General features: G+C 64.1%; 18 protein-coding genes. 6 read left to right on the forward strand and 12 right to left on the reverse strand.

The genetic code is table 11. The features are described from left to right. Positions 1-11: 11 nt before the first annotated feature. Both CXR25_RS10075 and CXR25_RS10080 read right to left on the reverse strand, forming a co-directional pair. On the reverse strand, positions 12-1,760 hold the full coding sequence (locus CXR25_RS10075; protein WP_240519902.1) for a Y-family DNA polymerase: 1,749 nt from the start codon (positions 1,758-1,760) through the stop codon (positions 12-14). Then, complete coding sequence (locus tag CXR25_RS10080; protein WP_180959470.1) at positions 1,750-2,430, reverse strand: P-loop NTPase family protein; 681 nt, start codon at positions 2,428-2,430, stop codon at positions 1,750-1,752. The genes CXR25_RS10075 and CXR25_RS10080 overlap by 11 nt, the downstream gene beginning before the upstream one ends. 377 nt (positions 2,431-2,807) lie before the next feature. Between CXR25_RS10080 and CXR25_RS10085 the strand changes: the two genes are divergently transcribed. Genes CXR25_RS10085 through CXR25_RS10095 form a run of 3 tightly spaced genes read left to right on the forward strand, consistent with a single transcriptional unit; the run spans position 2,808 to position 4,927 of the window. After that, a complete protein-coding gene (locus tag CXR25_RS10085) occupies positions 2,808-3,542 on the forward strand; it encodes a class I SAM-dependent methyltransferase (RefSeq protein WP_009881325.1) in 735 nt (244 codons plus the stop codon). Between the two features lie 50 nt (positions 3,543-3,592). Then, positions 3,593-4,057, forward strand: a complete 465-nt coding sequence (locus CXR25_RS10090; protein WP_009881326.1) for a tRNA (cytidine(34)-2'-O)-methyltransferase — start codon at positions 3,593-3,595, stop codon at positions 4,055-4,057. A 45-nt stretch (positions 4,058-4,102) separates the two neighbouring features. After that, positions 4,103-4,927 (forward strand): PfkB family carbohydrate kinase, encoded by an 825-nt coding sequence (locus CXR25_RS10095; RefSeq protein ID WP_069600218.1) that lies wholly within the window; start codon positions 4,103-4,105, stop codon positions 4,925-4,927. Positions 4,928-5,065: 138 nt separating this feature from the next. Here CXR25_RS10095 and CXR25_RS10100 read toward each other — a convergent pair whose 3' ends face one another. Beyond that, positions 5,066-5,320: a type B 50S ribosomal protein L31 gene (locus CXR25_RS10100; RefSeq protein WP_009881328.1), complete on the reverse strand. Its 255-nt coding sequence runs from the start codon at positions 5,318-5,320 to the stop codon at positions 5,066-5,068. 176 nt (positions 5,321-5,496) lie between these two features. On the opposite strand from CXR25_RS10100, the gene CXR25_RS10105 reads away from it, so the two are divergent. After that, positions 5,497-6,048 (forward strand): YbaK/EbsC family protein, encoded by a 552-nt coding sequence (locus CXR25_RS10105; protein WP_096145578.1) that lies wholly within the window; start codon positions 5,497-5,499, stop codon positions 6,046-6,048. Between the two features lie 43 nt (positions 6,049-6,091). Here CXR25_RS10105 and CXR25_RS10110 read toward each other — a convergent pair whose 3' ends face one another. The 6 genes from CXR25_RS10110 to CXR25_RS10140 all read right to left on the reverse strand — a co-directional run bounded on the left by CXR25_RS10110 (position 6,092) and on the right by CXR25_RS10140 (position 11,665). Continuing rightward, a complete protein-coding gene (locus CXR25_RS10110; protein WP_114384909.1) occupies positions 6,092-6,862 on the reverse strand; it encodes a phosphatase in 771 nt (256 codons plus the stop codon). A 107-nt stretch (positions 6,863-6,969) separates the two neighbouring features. After that, positions 6,970-7,599 (reverse strand): maleylpyruvate isomerase family mycothiol-dependent enzyme, encoded by a 630-nt coding sequence (locus CXR25_RS10115; protein WP_009881331.1) that lies wholly within the window; start codon positions 7,597-7,599, stop codon positions 6,970-6,972. A 67-nt stretch (positions 7,600-7,666) separates the two neighbouring features. After that, a complete protein-coding gene (locus CXR25_RS10120) occupies positions 7,667-8,653 on the reverse strand; it encodes an RNA polymerase subunit sigma-70 (RefSeq protein ID WP_101556319.1) in 987 nt (328 codons plus the stop codon). Between the two features lie 456 nt (positions 8,654-9,109). Beyond that, positions 9,110-10,042: a TrmH family RNA methyltransferase gene (locus CXR25_RS10130; RefSeq protein ID WP_101556318.1), complete on the reverse strand. Its 933-nt coding sequence runs from the start codon at positions 10,040-10,042 to the stop codon at positions 9,110-9,112. A gap of 4 nt (positions 10,043-10,046) precedes the next feature. Continuing rightward, positions 10,047-10,859: a sulfite exporter TauE/SafE family protein gene (locus CXR25_RS10135; RefSeq protein WP_009881341.1), complete on the reverse strand. Its 813-nt coding sequence runs from the start codon at positions 10,857-10,859 to the stop codon at positions 10,047-10,049. Between the two features lie 20 nt (positions 10,860-10,879). Beyond that, positions 10,880-11,665: an ABC transporter ATP-binding protein gene (locus CXR25_RS10140; RefSeq protein ID WP_069600222.1), complete on the reverse strand. Its 786-nt coding sequence runs from the start codon at positions 11,663-11,665 to the stop codon at positions 10,880-10,882. A 44-nt stretch (positions 11,666-11,709) separates the two neighbouring features. Between CXR25_RS10140 and CXR25_RS10145 the strand changes: the two genes are divergently transcribed. Both CXR25_RS10145 and serB read left to right on the forward strand, forming a co-directional pair. Then, positions 11,710-12,444 carry a hypothetical protein gene (locus CXR25_RS10145; RefSeq protein ID WP_114384910.1) on the forward strand — a complete coding sequence of 245 codons (735 nt, stop codon included), beginning with the start codon at positions 11,710-11,712 and terminating at the stop codon, positions 12,442-12,444. After that, entirely contained in the window at positions 12,441-13,121 is a 681-nt protein-coding gene (gene serB, locus CXR25_RS10150; RefSeq protein WP_009881344.1) for a phosphoserine phosphatase SerB, read from the forward strand. Before CXR25_RS10145 ends, serB begins: the two co-directional genes overlap by 4 nt. 75 nt (positions 13,122-13,196) lie before the next feature. On the opposite strand, the gene CXR25_RS10155 is transcribed toward serB, so the two are convergent. The 3 genes from CXR25_RS10155 to CXR25_RS10165 all read right to left on the reverse strand — a co-directional run bounded on the left by CXR25_RS10155 (position 13,197) and on the right by CXR25_RS10165 (position 15,309). Continuing rightward, on the reverse strand, positions 13,197-13,700 hold the full coding sequence (locus CXR25_RS10155) for a SixA phosphatase family protein (RefSeq protein ID WP_009881345.1): 504 nt from the start codon (positions 13,698-13,700) through the stop codon (positions 13,197-13,199). Between the two features lie 42 nt (positions 13,701-13,742). Further along, complete coding sequence (fabI, locus tag CXR25_RS10160) at positions 13,743-14,501, reverse strand: enoyl-ACP reductase FabI (protein WP_009881346.1); 759 nt, start codon at positions 14,499-14,501, stop codon at positions 13,743-13,745. Between the two features lie 97 nt (positions 14,502-14,598). After that, positions 14,599-15,309, reverse strand: a complete 711-nt coding sequence (locus tag CXR25_RS10165; protein ID WP_009881347.1) for a beta-ketoacyl-ACP reductase — start codon at positions 15,307-15,309, stop codon at positions 14,599-14,601. Positions 15,310-15,346 lie beyond the last annotated feature (37 nt).

The following is a 15,346-nucleotide window of genomic DNA, read 5'->3' on the forward strand; positions in this document are numbered from 1 at the left end:
GGTTCGGTGCATCAGCGGTATCGGCCGGTGATGTGCCACTGGCCGTTCTCTTTGCTCAGCAGCAGTGCCTGTCCCGAGTCTGTGACGACCTGCAGACGGGTCCGATAGGTGGCTTTCGCCGGATCCCACCAACCGGATTCCACGGGCCAGGAGCCCGAATAGTCAACGATTGCCTCGGTGGCTCCAGTCGGAAAGCGGATCGCGTACGGTGCCGATTCCAGGCCTGCGGGGCGAGCCCCCACCGAGCGACCTCCCACGGCAAGCACGTCGACGGGCAGGTTCTCAACCGTCGTCGGTCGGGGTGCGTGCAGTGCCCCAGGCCAGGGTGCCCCGGGGCTGCGCACCGGTGATGCCGCCTGCTGCCACGGCGTCCACAGGTTTGTCTCGGCCGGATCCCATCCGCCCTGCAGCCCCGGGACCAGAACCGCGTCGGGGCCGAACAGTCCCTGCAGCCGCTCCAGCGTGTGAGTGACCTGCCCGGTGTTCTCATCGAACAGGCTCCTCGTCGCCCCGATGGGGGTGGTCAGCTCCGCGGCCACGAGGCCAAGAGCGATGATGCCTTCCTCGGAGAAGTCCTCCGGGTCGGGGCCAGGCTCGTCGGGGGCCGGCGTCTCCCTGTCCTTGCTGTGCCTGCTGTCTTTGCGGTTCTTGCTGCTCGTGCGGGAAGGGGTTGAACCCTGCTGAGGGGAGGCTGGTCCCTTTCGAGTGCTTCCGGCCAACCATCCTTCTGCCTGCCACCGCAGACGATCGGCGATGGTGTTCTCGTTCATGTCCTCGATCCGCCAGGTCCGCTTCGAGGACTGTCCCGAGACGGCGATGAGCTCGATCGTGATCTGTGTGCATACGAGTCCTCGGCGGCGCACTGTGGTCAGCAGGTCGGCGGCGAGCTGGCGGGTCAGGAATCCTAAGGTGTCACTGCGAGTCGTCGGCTCGTCCAGACCGAGTTCGACGGTGAGCTTCTCCTCCCGCACATGATCGTTCAAGGGTGCCCATTCGACGCCTGTGGCCAGATCGTGAGCGTGTTTGCCCAGCGTCCCGAAACGTGAGTTCACCGCCCGCACGTCGATTCCGGCCAGATCTCCCAAGGTGCGCAGGCCCAGCTGGGTGAAGGTGTCGATGAGTTCGGTCGCACCTGCCCCCGCATACTCGAGGGTGCTGATCGGCTGGGCGGCCAAGAACTCTGCAGTCTCCCCCGGCTCGACCCGCCGCGCCTGCCCCGCGGCGAGGACTGCTGCGAAGACGGTGTCGGCGATGCCGGGGAAGAACTCCCACCCGGTGGCCGCCACCAGCGCGGAGATCAGAGCCTCAACGGCGCTGGGCTCATCGGCATAGCCGTGCTTGAGCGAGTCGAGGGGAATGGCGAGCGTGCCGGGGCTGAGCAGAGTGAACCGTGCCACGAGTTCCTCGAGCGCTCCGACTCCTGCGGAGAAGTGTCGGTTGTCTGTCTCTTCATTCCAGGCCACCACTTGGGCTTCGGGACAGCGATATCCGACCGCGCGTTTGTTGTTGCCCAACGCGATTCCGGCGGCACGAGCAGGCGCGTTGGCCGCAACGACCTTGCCCCCGCTGAGCACCGCTACCGGAGTGCGCGGGCTGAACTCGTGCTCGGTCGCGGCGGCCACGGCGGACCAATCGGGAACGGTGAGAACGAGCGTGCGACGACCCTCGGCGCTCGCGGCGGCAGGCGCACTGTCGCTATCTGCTGGGTCGCTGCGCACCGCCGTGGGGCTCTTCTTGCCTGGCGCGGCTTCAGCTGACACTGCGGATCACCGGCCGTTCGAATGTTCCCTCAGTCGGGGTGCGTGGTGGTGCTTCGCTGGGAGTTCCGTCCGGTCCGGGCAGCAGGAACCGGTGGACGCCGGTCTGGGATCGGGCCTGCACGAGGCAGGATCGGAGACGTCCATGGCCGTGTTCTGTGCCCGACCACTGCGTGTCGGTGATGGTGATCTGCTCCGTGCTGCCGGGCATCGAGGTCAGGCTGATGAAGCTGATCTTGCGTTCGCGCACCTTCGCCAGCAGCCGGGCGCGTTCGCCGGCACTGGGCAGAAATCCTGGATCGACGACGAGGACGTCGAAGGATTCGATGAGGATGGAGGCCACACGCAGCCAGTCTTCGGCCGGGGTGACGAGGTTGACGAAGTGGTCGAGGTCAACACCCAAGTCGGCGATGGATGACACGGCCGGTTCACCGAGTCCGATGCCTGCACACCATTTCTGTTCTTGGGTTGCCATGGCGATCGTGGCCAGGGCGCAGCTGAGGGATTGGCCTCCGGTCAGTGTCACGATCTCACCTCGGGGAAGACCACCTCGGCGGAACATCGGGGCCAGCACCGGGTCCACGGGGCGAGGAACGAGCCCATCGAACAGAGCAGTAGCCGTGGAGATACCCATCTCCCGGCTGAGCTGTTCAACGAGTGGCACTGCAGACATGACATCCATTATCGAACTAGTGTTCTAAATAGGCAAGATTTACGCGGCCGTATTGTCCGCCCGGGCGTGTCGCCATTCCGCCTCAAACGGATCGGCCGGCGTCTTCTTCATCATGGTTCTCACCCTTCTTCTTCGGCCTTCACAGCCGCTCGGTCCGGGAGTCCCCCTGACCTCGAACCGTGCCTTCACCATACGAGGAGCCACTGACACGTGATCGGAATCATCATGTGCGAGAGAAGACTTTCAATCCACCTCATTCTATTTTGTTTCGTCTGTTGAATATCCCAGTTCGATATGATTGGAATCTCACGCACACAGGCGTCCCCGCGGAGACGCTCCGCGCTCGACCCGGACCGCCTCGGCGGTAGGCTGACTGCATGAGCGATGGGACCAACGAGACCACACACCCGGCTCGGACAGGCTCACAGGAACAGGTCGAGACGGCAGCCAGGGAGTGCGCCACCCGAGCCTCCTATGATGCGATCGCGGAGACGTACACAGACTGGATTTCTGCCGAGCTCACTGCGAAGCCGCATGACCGTGCGGTCCTCGGCGCCTTCTCCGAACTCGTGCTCTCCACAGGACATTCCGAGACCCTTGAGATCGGGTGCGGCCCAGGTCGGATCACGGCATTCCTTGCCGCCCTGGGGCTGAGCCCCTCTGGCCTCGACCTCTCCCCCGCGATGATCGCCCAGGCAACTCGCCTCTACCCGAACCTTGACTTCACCACCGGGTCGATGACCGCGCTGCCGAACCTCGACAACAGCGTCTCCGGACTCGTCGCCTGGTATTCCATCATCCATATTCCCGATGAGTCCCTGCCCACCGTATTCGCCGAGGCGGCACGAGTGCTGCGTCCGGGAGGGTGGTTCCAACTGGCCTTCCAACTCGGTGACCGCGTGGATCATCAGGCCCAGGCCGCCGGCTTCGACGTCGATCTCGACTTCCACCGCCGATCGATCGAACAGGTGCTCACGATCGCCGAAGACCATGGGTTCACGCCCGTGACCCGCATCGAACGCGAACCCGATCGTTCCGGCCCGTTCCCCGAGTCGACCCGCCAGGGCTATCTGCTCGTTCGACTCGCGACCACATCCTCGGACTCGCAGTAACCAAGCTCGTGGACCGGCAAGCGGGCGATCAGTGACAAAATGGGTGTCATATGAACATCGACATCGTCTTCCACACACCCGAGATCCCCGGCAACACCGGCAACGCCATCCGATTGGCCGCGGTCACGGGTGCCCACCTCCACCTCGTCGAGCCCTTGGGCTTCGACCTCTCCGATGCCAAGCTGCGTCGCGCGGGACTGGACTACCACGATCTGGCCCACGTCACGGTCCATGCGTCTCTGACGGATCTGTGGAACCACCTCGGCGAGCGTCGGGTCATTGCGTTCACGACCCACACGGATCAGTCCTTCGCCGAGGTGGACTACCGTGACGGTGATGTCCTCCTCTTCGGTCAGGAGTCGACGGGTCTGCCCGATTCCGTCGTCGACGATGACCATGTGGATCTGTCCGTGCGCATCCCGATGCTGCCGTCGAGGCGGTCGCTCAATCTTGCCAATTCCGCGTCGATCGCGATCTACGAGGCGTGGCGGCAGCAGGGATACACCGGCGCCTGAACGCGCGTAGACTTCTGCCCGACAGCAATTCCCGAAAGGACCACTATGACCTCCAAAGTGCTCACGATCGCCGGTTCCGACGTCTCCGGCGGAGCTGGACTCGAAGCCGACCTGAAGATGTTCGAAGAATACGGCGCATTCGGCACCGCCGCCGTGACCTGCATCGTCACCTTCGACCCGAATGACGGCTTCAGCCACGTCATCGAATTCATCGACCCCGAGGTCGTGACCAGGCAGCTCGAATCGACGCTGGCCGTGCACAAGTTCGATGCGATCAAGTCGGGCATGCTCGGGTCCGTGGAGAACGCGCTGGTCCTGGCTCAGAAGCTGAAGACCAATGAGCTGCCCTATGTCTTCGACCCCGTCCTCGTCTGCAAGGGTGCGGGCACAATGGTCGACCTCAAGGATCTCTTCGTCGACAACCTCGTGCCTTTGGCCACGGTCATCACCCCGAACCTCGAAGAGGCCGCCACGTTGGCCGGACTCGAGCCCATCGATTCGGTTGAGGGCATGGTCGAGGCCGCGAAGATCATCCACGCCCAGGGTGCGAAGAACGTCGTCGTCAAGGGTGGTGCACGTCTGGCCGGTGAAGATGCCATCGACATCGTCTTCGACGGTGAGAGCATCACGACGCTGCGCTCACGCAAGGTCAATGAGAAACTCGTCAACGGTGCAGGCTGTTCCTTCGCCTCATCCATCGCCGCTGGCATCGCCACTGGCTTGAGCATCCAGGACGCGGTCGTCTCGGCGAAGGAGAAGGTCGCTCACGGCATCGCAAACTGCCTCGACAACGCCACCGGCGTGGCCTCACTGTTCCACCCCGCGGCACGGACTCAGCCCTCACCCGAGGTCCGGGTCACGGTGGACTGACCCGAGCGTCCGAACCAGAGCGTCTCGACCAGCAGGAGACAGAGAACTGCCCCGCACACCAGCTCAGGTGTGCGGGGCAGTTCGCATGAGTCATGCGTGACGGTCGGAACCGTCGGGTCGGTCGAAACCGACAGGGGGTCAGCGCTTGCCGAAGCCCTTGTAGCGATCCTTGAACTTCTCGACGCGGCCTGCGGAGTCGAGGATGCGCTGCTTTCCGGTGTAGAACGGGTGCGATGCACTCGAGATCTCAACGTCGATGACTGGGTAGGTGTTGCCATCTTCCCACTCGATCGTCTTGTCGCTCTTCGCGGTCGAGCGGGTGAGGATCTTGGTTCCCGACGACAGATCGTTGAACACGATCGGTGCGTATTCCGGGTGGATGTCCTTTTTCATATTCTTACCTTTGCTGAATCCGCTCAGGCGCCTGGTATGGGTCGACCCATCCGCCAGTGCCCGAATTCGTCTGCTGGACACGCCCCGTACCGTAGGAACCGGACACGAAGCGACAGTCCAGTCTATCTGATGGACCGGCCCAAAGCGATTCCCGCACCGTCTCCTAAACTGTGGCCATGAACACCAAGGAACGCATCTCCGCGCAATTCGACCTCACGCCCGCCGCAACCGCTCCCGACCTCATGGCCGCATCGACCGCCGAGGCGCTGTCGTCGATCGCCGGCGAGGTCCACGCGTTCGCCATCGATCCGCAGATCGCCGACACAGCCGCCCTGCTCGATGCCACCGGGCTGGGACCCGAAACCTCGGCGAACTGTGTTCTCGTCGCCGGTTCGCGTTCCGGTGAGGAGCGCATCGCCGCCTGCATGGTGCTCGCGAACACCCGTGCCGATGTGAACAAGCGCGTGAAGAAACTCCTCGACGTGCGCAAGGCCTCGTTCCTGCCCATGGACCGTGCGGTCGGCGAATCGGGGATGGAGTACGGCGGCATCGGGCCCATCGGTCTGCCTGCCGACTACCGGATCCTCATCGACTCACGCGTCGCCGAGGCCAAAGAGCTCATCATCGGTTCAGGCATCCGTGGTTCCAAGCTCATCCTCTCCGGTGCAGCGTTGGCATCGCTTCCCACCGCCGAGGTGGTCGAGGGTCTCGCGAACGAGATCAGCTGAGATTCTCGGTCAGCTCAGGTCGTCGGTCAGCTGAGGTCGTCGGTCAGCTCAGTCCTGCCTTGTCGAGCACAAAGTCGATGAGTGGTTCGTAGAGGTAGGGCACGACGTCGTCATCGAGAGGGACGGTGACCTCGATGGCTCTCTGCGCCTCGGCGACGAAGAGGGCCGGATCGTTGCAGTCCGCGTAGCCCAGCGTGCGCAGTCCCCGTGTCGAGGCCGCACCTGCCCACCCATGATCGGCCACGATCAGGTCGGGGGCAGCGCCACCTCGGCAAGTGATGTCATCCAGCAGTGCGTGCATGGGTTCGGCGAGGTGAGTGTGCGGGGTCCCACCGTGCTGGTGCCAGGTCCACACGCGGTTGATCTGCCGGCAGTCGCCGCCGAGTCCCGGAACCGGAACGGCGTTGGCCTGGTGCATGATTGTGGCGCCGCCGGCATCAGCGGCCGCGGCGATGGCCATGTGCACGGGAAGCAGGCCCGCGGGATGACCGGTGGCGAAGAGTATCTCTCCCCCGGCACGAGTGACCTCGCCGATAGCCACGGCTACACGCTCGACGGCATCGATGCAGCGTTGCGTCGAAATCGTGTCCACACCCTCGACGAAGTCCGTTTCGGGACGCAGCCCGCACCGGTCGACCATAAGAGCGAACACGGAGTCATAGTCCCAATCGCGGGTGAGTTCGACACCGAAGTCGAACTGCTTCTCCTGTGCGAGGAACCGGTGGATGTGGGAGAGGTTGTTCTCTCGGGGTGTTCCCACCTCACCGGTGATGCGAGCTGCTTCCAGGGCGTGGGCGAGTGTGGTGCGGTCCACTGGTCTCCTCTTGTGCGGTCACGTGCGCCAAAGTCACGACGAAAATGGTCATGAAAACGGCAGGACAATGTCTGTCTCCAGTCTCCCACAGCCGGTCTCGCCCCCGGTCAGCGCCGTGGAGGGCTCTGGTCCCGCAATGGTCGGCGCCCCGTGACCGTCAGCAGCATCTCCCGGGCGCTCGCCCGCACTTCGCGCGGGCCGGTGCCCATGCTGAACTCTGCGTCCTCGGCGATGAGTCTGACACCGGTGAGATCCGTGCCGAAGTAGGCGAGGTTCTTCTCCCCTGCCTGTTCGAGTACGAGTCTGATCCGTTCTGCGGGTGCCGATGCAAGTCCCAGAGGCTCCGTGATGTCGAGGCCGTGGATGACGTCGTGGCTGAGGGCTCCCACCGGACCGCCGCCGGGTGGTCTCCATGGATTGCGGATATTCTCTCTCAGCGCGGCCAGGAGGTCGGCGTTCGTGAGTGTGTTCGTGTCCTCGTGGGCGAGATGATCGGCGAAGTCGTTGAACCTGAATCCACGTCTGGCCAGGCCCAGAAGGAAACGGAGACCTCTGTGTCGGTAGGCCATCGTCATATGGGCGACGACTTCCCTGACCCGCCACCCGGTGCACAGCGAAGGTGCCGACCAGTCGTGTGAGTCGAGTCCGTTAAGCAGGTCGACCACGCGGGCGCGCTCGGCGAAGGTCTCGTCGCGGATGAGTTCAGCGGAGGGATGTGTGTTCTTCTTTGGGTTCATACTTCTTATACGCAGGTCCGGGTGCGAACTCATCGGTCGACGACGAAATTCTTTTCAGACGAGCGTCTCAGGCAGTGGGGTCCACACTCTCTGGGAGGCCGAACTCGCGGAATCGTCCCTGGCTGCCGAGGAAAGTGACCAGATGGGACACCGTGTTCTCTCGCACCTCGACGAGGAGCAGCGCAAAGGCACGCGGCACACCGTCGCTGCCGACCCGGTACTGCCCGAAGCCTGGGCTGCCGTTGATCGGCACGGGAATGAGTCGGTCACCGTCGCAGGCATCGGCTGCGCCCATGACCGTAAGAATGGTCTCTCGTCCTTCGAGCCACCAGGCGAACGGCGGCATCGAGGACCGAGCGTCTTCACGCAACAGACGCCGGAGCGCGACCATGTCGTGGGCCTCGAAGGCGCTGACATAGTCATCGAGCAGTTGCCTCTGCCGGGCGTCGGTGGGGTCGAAGACCTCTGTTGTCTCTGGTGGGGACTTCGCCAAGCGTGCTCGTGCCCGTTGCAGGGCGCTGTTGACGGCAGGCACCGTGGTTCCGATGATGTGCGCGGACTCCTCGGCGCTGAAGCTGAGAACCTCACGCAGCAGGAGCACCGCGCGTTGCCGTGGTGCCAGACGCTGCAAAGCCGCGATGAAGGCATAGCGCACGCTCAAACGCTGTTCGACGATCTCGGCCGGGTCGGTGGCCGAGATCACCCGGGAGTCAGGGATCGGTTCGACGAAGTGATCGGCTGACAGCGGCGCACCCAAATCAGCAGACGTGGTGCCTGTCCGCGCAGGGCCCAGGTCGGTGGCCCTGGACCGGCGACGTGCGCCGCGCAGCAGATCCAGGCAGATATTGGTCGCGATCCGGTGCACCCAGGTGGTGAGCTTTGCCCGTTGCGGGTCATAGCTCTCAAGGGAGCGGTAGGCCCGCAGGATCGTCTCCTGGACTGCGTCGTCGGTGTCCGCCACGTTGCCGAGCATTCGGTAGCAGTAGGCAGTCAGCCGAATACGCAGTTCCTCGAGATCATCGACCGTTGGTCTCAGCGGTGCGTCTGTGCTCACACCGACATCATCACACGAAACCGGGGCGAGTGACCATCATTGAGCAAGGATATGGATGGCGCTTGTGCAGTTGGTGTGGCGTGAGGCTCGACCTCAGAGAGCAGCTTCAGGCTCCGTCTGCAGAGCAAAGCAGGCCACCGCCGAGGCGGCTGCGACGTTGAGTGAGTCCACTCCAGCGGGCATCGACACCCTCCACTCAGTCTTTGCTGGAATTCGGGTCACCGTGTCTCAGGGATGATCATACGAATGATGAGTGCGATCATCAGATCTTTTTCGGCCGGATCACCAGTCGAGTGGTTATGCGTTGCCCCTCACTCTGAACTATCGCAAATTTCGCGACAGTTGATTCTCCTTCGAGCTCCCCGCGCAAAGCGTTGGAAACGTGCTTGCCGATAGTCTTCACATCGCGTCCAAATAGAAGCGTTAGCTGAGGGCGTGTCAGCCGCTGACACGAGATCAGTCGTTCTGCAGAGCAAAGCAGGCCACCGCCGACGCGGCTGCGACGTTGAGTGAGTCCACTCCCCCTGACATCGGGATCATCACCGTCGAATCGCAGGCGGCGATCGTCGAGCGGCGCAGACCGTCGCCCTCGGTGCCGAAGACGATGGCGGTGCGCTCGGGAGCGTTCGCAGCGAAATCACGGATGGCCACCGAATCCTGTTCGAGGGCCAGAGCTGCGACATGGAAGCCGAGCTCACGCAATGAGTCGACTCCAGCCGGCCAGGACTCGATCCGCGTCCACGGCACCTGGAACACCGTGCCCATGGAGACTCGGATGGAACGCCGGTAGAGAGGATCGGCGCACCTCGGCGTGACCAGGACGGCATCGACGCCGAACGCGGCGGCGGATCGGAAGATCGCGCCCACGTTCGTATGGTCGACGACGTCTTCGATGACGACGATGCGTCTGGCCTTGGCCACGAGCTGGGAGACATCGTCCATCGCCGGGCGATGCATGGCCGCCAGAGCACCTCGGTGCAGGTGGAAGCCGGTCAGCGCTTCGACAGCAGCGTCGGTGCCGATGAAGATCGGTGCATCGTAGGCGGCGATGAGGTCGGCTAAGTCGAAGAGCCACTTCGGGCTGGTCAGGTAGGACCGGGGAACCATGCCTGCGGCGTGGGCGCGGCGGATGATCTTCGAGGACTCGGCGATGAACAGACCATCGGCTGGTTCCCGGACGCTGCGCAGGGCGACATCCGTCAGCTGGGTGTAGTCATACAGTTCGGTGGCCGAGACACTGAACTCGACCTCGTCGACGGCGCTGCCGCCGCCTTCGCCGTTGATCGTCTCCTCGTCGAAGAACCGCAGGCGGTCGGCGGTGATGCCGAGCTCGGCCGCACGGTCGATGACCTGCTGCCTTGTCAGTGGTGCCTTGGCGGGTGTGTTCATGCGATCACAGTGTGAGGATTCGCCAGATAGCGACGAGGCCGAGGATGACGATGATGGTGCGCAGCAGGACGGGCGAGAACTTGCGGCCCACGCGGGCCCCGAAGTAGCCGCCGATGAGTGAGCCGATGGCGATGCAGATGACGGCGATCCAGTTGATCCGGTCGTGGCCGACGATGATGTAGGTGCTCGCCGAGACCGTGTTGACGACCAAGACGAGGACGTTCTTCAGTCCGTTGAGCCGCTGCAGGTCATCGGGCAGGAGCAGTCCGAGCAGGGCGATGAGGATGATGCCCTGAGCCGCGGCGAAGTAGCCGCCGTAGATCGCGGTGAGGAAGACGGCGAGGAGAACGAGAACATAGCGGCCGGTGGAGAGTTTATCGCCAGCCGAGGCCGCCACATGCTCTTTGCCTGCCTTTTCGGCACGGCGCACCGCTCGGCTCTTGAGATGACGTGACAGCGCCGGCTGGGCCACGACCATGACGAGGGCGACGACGAGGAGGACTGGCACGATCGTCTCGAAGGCATCTTCTGGCAGGTGGAGAAGCAGATAGGCGCCGGTCAGCGACCCCAGGATGGAGGCCGGCACGAAGCCGAGGATCCTCCGCCATTGGCCCTTGAGCTCCTCGCGGTAGCCGAAGGACGAGGCGATGTTGCCGGGGATGAGGCCGACCGCGTTGCTCATCGTCGACACGACCGGGGGCACGCCGAAGGCGACGAGTACCGGGAAGGTGATGAGGGTGCCGGAGCCGACGACGGCGTTGATTCCGCCGGCGCCGATTCCTGCGAGGACGATCAGCGCGATCTGCCACAGTTCCATTCCGAGAACTGGGTCCATGCTCAGTACTGGGATCGGGCGTGGAACCGCTGCCCGTCGCGGGTGAGCTTGACGTCGATGCCGAAGGTCGCCGAGAGGTTGTCGGCCGTCAGCGTCTCATCGATGGGACCGGCGGCAAGATCGGTGCCCTCGGCCAGAAGCAGCACGTGGGTGATGCCCACAGGGATCTCCTCGACGTGATGGGTGACCATGATCGTCGCTGGAGCCCACTTCGAGGACAGAATCTCCGTCAGCGCAGCCAGCAGCTCCTCACGACCGCCCAGGTCGAGTCCGGAGGCGGGTTCGTCGAGGAGCAGCAGCTCCGGATCCGTCATCAGCGCACGGGCGATCTGCACCCGCTTGCGCTCGCCCTCGGACAGGGTGCCGAAGGTGCGATCGGCCAGGTGGGAGATGTTGAACGCGCCGAGGAGGTCCTTGGCTCGGTCAGTGTCATCGGTTTCGTATTCCTCGACCCAGCGACCGGTGACGCCGTAGGCGGCAGTCAGCACGGTGTCGAGCACGGCCTCGGACAGAGGGATGCGGTTGGCCAACGCGGTCGAGGCATAGCCGATGCGCGGACGCAGTTCGAACACGTCGACGCGGCCGAGGCGCTCTTCTAAGATTCCGACGGTGCCCGTTGTCGGGTGCATTCGCCCGGCGGCCATTTCCAGCAACGTCGTCTTGCCGGCGCCGTTGGGTCCGAGAACGGCCCAATGCTCACCCTCGGAGACGGTCAGGGAGAAATCTTGGAGGAGGAAATTGGCTCCTCGGCGCACGGAAACTGAATCCAAAGTCAGGACATCACTCATATCAGCCAACTCTATCGCAGGCTCGGCGTCTATTCTGGTTCGACATGGACTTGACTACCGACTCACTGCTGCTGACCCTGGCGATGAACCATCGCCTGCACTCCAGCCTCGCCCCTGACGAGGTCAGTGCTGCCTTCCTCGATGACGATCGTGATGTCCCTCTCATCGTCGCCGACGACGTCTTCGGCACCTCACCGCCGACGGGTCTGCTGCTCTTCACCGCCGAGGCGAAGGCCGCCGGTATCACGCACGCGCGCTTGGCTCTGCACCACCCGTCCCTGCCGCATACGACCCCACCGGTGGACAAGGCCGACCGGCTCAGGGTCGGTCGGCACACGGCTCCGATCGTCCTCCACTCGGGGTCGCACCAGGTGGGAGTGGTCCTCCTCGGCGCCGAGGCCAACGTCGAGGTCATCGCCTGCCGGGACACGGTCTTTCGCCCGGTCACGGCGGGAACCCCCGCCGAGGCGCTGCGCCGACTCCGGCTCCTTGTGATGGAGGGGCTCAACCTCATCGAGTCCATCGAGGTTCCCGCCGACTGGCGCGAGGGTCCATGGCGGGACTGGCAGGAGGAGCTGAGCACCAGCCACCCGATTTCACGGCTCATCCCCTCCGTCGCCGATGCCCGGGCCATCTATGCCGCCCTGGACATTCATGAACGGATGCGCACCGTGTTGGCTCCGGCCACGGTCGCACCGCCGGCCTTCGGTGATCTGCTCTCGCGCCTGCACCCCGCGGCCGCCGACTACATCATGGCTGTCGCTACGATGAAGGGGTGAATGACTCAGACTCCGCAGCCCCGATGCCAGGCAATTCGATCCAGCTCCTCGTCATGGACGTGGATTCGACGTTCATCAACGAGGAGGTCATCGACCTCATCGCCGTCCACGCCGAGGTGGGGGCTCAGGTCGCCGACATCACCGAACGGGCCATGGCCGGCCAGTTGGACTTCGCCGCTTCCCTGGCCGAGCGCGTGGCGCTGCTCAAGGGATTGCCGGTCTCCGTCCTCGATGAGGTGCGTGCTCAGATCACGTTGACGCAGGGTGCCCGCGAGCTGGTTGCCGCAGTCCAGTCCGGTGGCGGCGTCGTGGCGTTGGTCTCCGGTGGCTTCACTCAGATCATCGCTCCTGTCGCGGAGGCGATGGGCATCACCGAGGTCTTTGCCAATGGTCTCGACTCCCACGATGGACTGCTCACCGGTGTCACGAGCGGTCGTGTCATCGATCCCAGCGCGAAGGCCGAGATCTTCTCGCAGCTAATCCCCAAGTACGACTGTGATCCGGCCCGGACCGTGGCTGTCGGCGATGGAGCCAACGACATCGGAATGATCCAGGCCGCTGGTCTGGGTGTGGCCTTCTGTGCCAAACCGGCACTTGTCGCCGCCGCTGACGCCGCGGTGACGAATCGTGATCTGCGAGAGGTGCTCACCCTCATCGAAACACGCGCACAGGTGTGAGCCTCACCACGCGTGAATAGAACTCAGGCGCCTGAACCTTGTTCAGACGCCTGAGTTCTCTCTTGGCTATGGCGTTCAGACGCCGAGGAAGACCCGCAGCTCGGGCTCCGGATAATTCCCGGGTTCGATGTCCCAGCTCTCAAGTGTGAAGACTGCGAGCGAGGAGGGACGGAACTCGTCCGGGACCCCCGATGAGCTGCTGAGGTGACCGACCACCTCGGCGACGGTGGGCTGGTGGCCCACGATATAGGCGCACTGGGAATCGGCCGGGATCGAGTTGATCGCGTCGATCCAGTCCTCGACTCCCCCGTTGTAGAGGGACTCGTCCTGGCGCAGTTCGAGGCCGGTACCGGTTTCGGGTTCCCCGTTGTTCCGGTTGACGGCTTCGACCACGGCCTGCCCGGTCTGGACGGTGCGCCGAGCCGCCGAGGCGATGGCCACGTCAGGTGACCAGCGCTCGGCGATTTCGGCTCCGGCCTCAACAGCCTGAGTCAGGCCCTTGGCGTTCAACGAGCGTTCGAAGTCCGTTGGGCCTTCGGCCTCGGCCTTCGCATGGCGGGCGAGAATGAGCACAGGCATCGTCGTGTTCTCCGGATCAGTGTGGGTGTCGGGTGGTCCGGTTCAGGCGCCGGTGGAGTGGAATCCGCCGTCGACGTGGATCATCTCGCCGGTGGTGGCGGGGAACCAGTCCGAGAGCAGGGCGACGATCGCCTTGCCTGCCGGGGTGGTGTCCTTCTGGTCCCATCCCAGCGGTGCGCGGTCGCCCCACATGTCTTCGAGGGTCCCGAATCCGGGAATCGAGGTGGCGGCGGTGGTCTTCAGCGGTCCGGCCGAGACGAGGTTGACGCGGACTCCGTCTTCGCCGACGTACTTCGCGAGGTAGCGAGCCGTGGACTCGAAGGCGGCCTTGGCCACGCCCATCCAGTCGTAGACCGGCCAGGAGATGGTGGCGTCGAAGGTCAGGCCGACGACTCCGGCACCCTTGTTGAGCACGGGCTTCGCGGCCACGGTGATGGCCTTGAGCGAGAACGCCGAGACGTGGATCGCTGCGGACACGGAGTCCCAGGGGGTGTCGAGGAACACGCCGCCGAGTGCGTCCTTGGGGGCGAAGGCGATGGCGTGGACGATGCCGTCGATGTTGCCTTCGAGGCGCTCAGGCAGTGCGGCCAGGTCGTCTTCGTTGGTGGCATCGAGTTCGATGACCTTCGGGGTCTCGGGCAGGCGTTCGGCGATCACCTGGGTGATCTTCATCTGGCGGCCGAAGCTGGAGAGGATGACTTCGGCACCCTGCTCCTGAGCGATGCGGGCTGCTGCGAAGGCGATGGAGGCCTCGGTCAGAACGCCGGTGACGAGGATGCGCTTTCCGTCAAGAATTCCCATTGTGGTCCTTTCAAACTGTTCAAACGTGGGTGAAATCGTTGTCGTCGACGGCTATGGAGCCGACGCCCTTGGTGTGAAGTCTAGATGTTGGCGGGGCTCAGTGCCCCATCCCCAGCCCACCGTCGACGGGAATGACGGCACCGGAGATGTAGGCGGCCTCGTCCGAGGACACCCAGCGGACGACCTTTGCGACCTCGGTCGCCTCGGCGAATCGCTTCGCGGGGATCGTCGCGAGGTATTCCTTCTGCTGCTTCTCGGGCAGTTCATCCGTCATGTCGGTGCGGATGAAGCCGGGAGCGACGACGTTGGCGGTGATGCCGCGTGAGCCGAGTTCACGGGTGACCGAGCGGGCGAAGCCGACGAGTCCGGCCTTCGAGGCCGAATAGTTCGCCTGACCGGGGACTCCGTAGAGCCCGGACACCGAGGAGATGAGCACGATGCGGCCCTTCTTCGCTCGGATCATGCCGGTGATGGCGCGCTTGACGGTGCGGAAGGTGCCTGTGAGGTTGGTGTCGACGACGGCTTCGAACTCGTCATCGCTCATCCGCATGAGCAGATTGTCTCGGGTGATGCCGGCGTTGGCCACAACCACCTCGACGGGGCCCAGCTTCTCCTCGATCTCTGCGAAGGCACGATCGAGTGAATCGGTGTCGGTGACATCTGCGGAGACGGCCAGTGCGCCTTCGGGTGCGTCACCGTTGCGGGAAGTCACGGCTACCTTGTCGCCCTGGGCGAGGAATTCCTCGGCGATGGTGCGGCCGATTCCGCGGTTTCCTCCGGTCACGAGGACTATGCGTGGTTCTGACACGAATCTCTCCTGTTGGTGGACAATACAGATTGATCCA

The organism is Brevibacterium aurantiacum, from assembly GCF_003932995.1.
Taxonomy (GTDB): domain Bacteria; phylum Actinomycetota; class Actinomycetes; order Actinomycetales; family Brevibacteriaceae; genus Brevibacterium; species Brevibacterium aurantiacum.

Coding starts and splice junctions, on each gene's coding strand:
- CXR25_RS10080 (WP_180959470.1), bottom strand. CDS start 2,430: ATGTCTGCAGTGCCACTCGTTGAACAGCTCAGCCGGGAGATGGGTATC.
- CXR25_RS10085 (WP_009881325.1), top strand. CDS start 2,808: ATGAGCGATGGGACCAACGAGACCACACACCCGGCTCGGACAGGCTCA.
- CXR25_RS10090 (WP_009881326.1), top strand. CDS start 3,593: ATGAACATCGACATCGTCTTCCACACACCCGAGATCCCCGGCAACACC.
- CXR25_RS10095 (WP_069600218.1), top strand. CDS start 4,103: ATGACCTCCAAAGTGCTCACGATCGCCGGTTCCGACGTCTCCGGCGGA.
- CXR25_RS10100 (WP_009881328.1), bottom strand. CDS start 5,320: ATGAAAAAGGACATCCACCCGGAATACGCACCGATCGTGTTCAACGAT.
- CXR25_RS10105 (WP_096145578.1), top strand. CDS start 5,497: ATGAACACCAAGGAACGCATCTCCGCGCAATTCGACCTCACGCCCGCC.
- CXR25_RS10115 (WP_009881331.1), bottom strand. CDS start 7,599: ATGAACCCAAAGAAGAACACACATCCCTCCGCTGAACTCATCCGCGAC.
- CXR25_RS10130 (WP_101556318.1), bottom strand. CDS start 10,042: ATGAACACACCCGCCAAGGCACCACTGACAAGGCAGCAGGTCATCGAC.
- CXR25_RS10135 (WP_009881341.1), bottom strand. CDS start 10,859: ATGGAACTGTGGCAGATCGCGCTGATCGTCCTCGCAGGAATCGGCGCC.
- CXR25_RS10140 (WP_069600222.1), bottom strand. CDS start 11,665: ATGAGTGATGTCCTGACTTTGGATTCAGTTTCCGTGCGCCGAGGAGCC.
- CXR25_RS10145 (WP_114384910.1), top strand. CDS start 11,710: ATGGACTTGACTACCGACTCACTGCTGCTGACCCTGGCGATGAACCAT.
- CXR25_RS10155 (WP_009881345.1), bottom strand. CDS start 13,700: ATGCCTGTGCTCATTCTCGCCCGCCATGCGAAGGCCGAGGCCGAAGGC.
- fabI (WP_009881346.1), bottom strand. CDS start 14,501: ATGGGAATTCTTGACGGAAAGCGCATCCTCGTCACCGGCGTTCTGACC.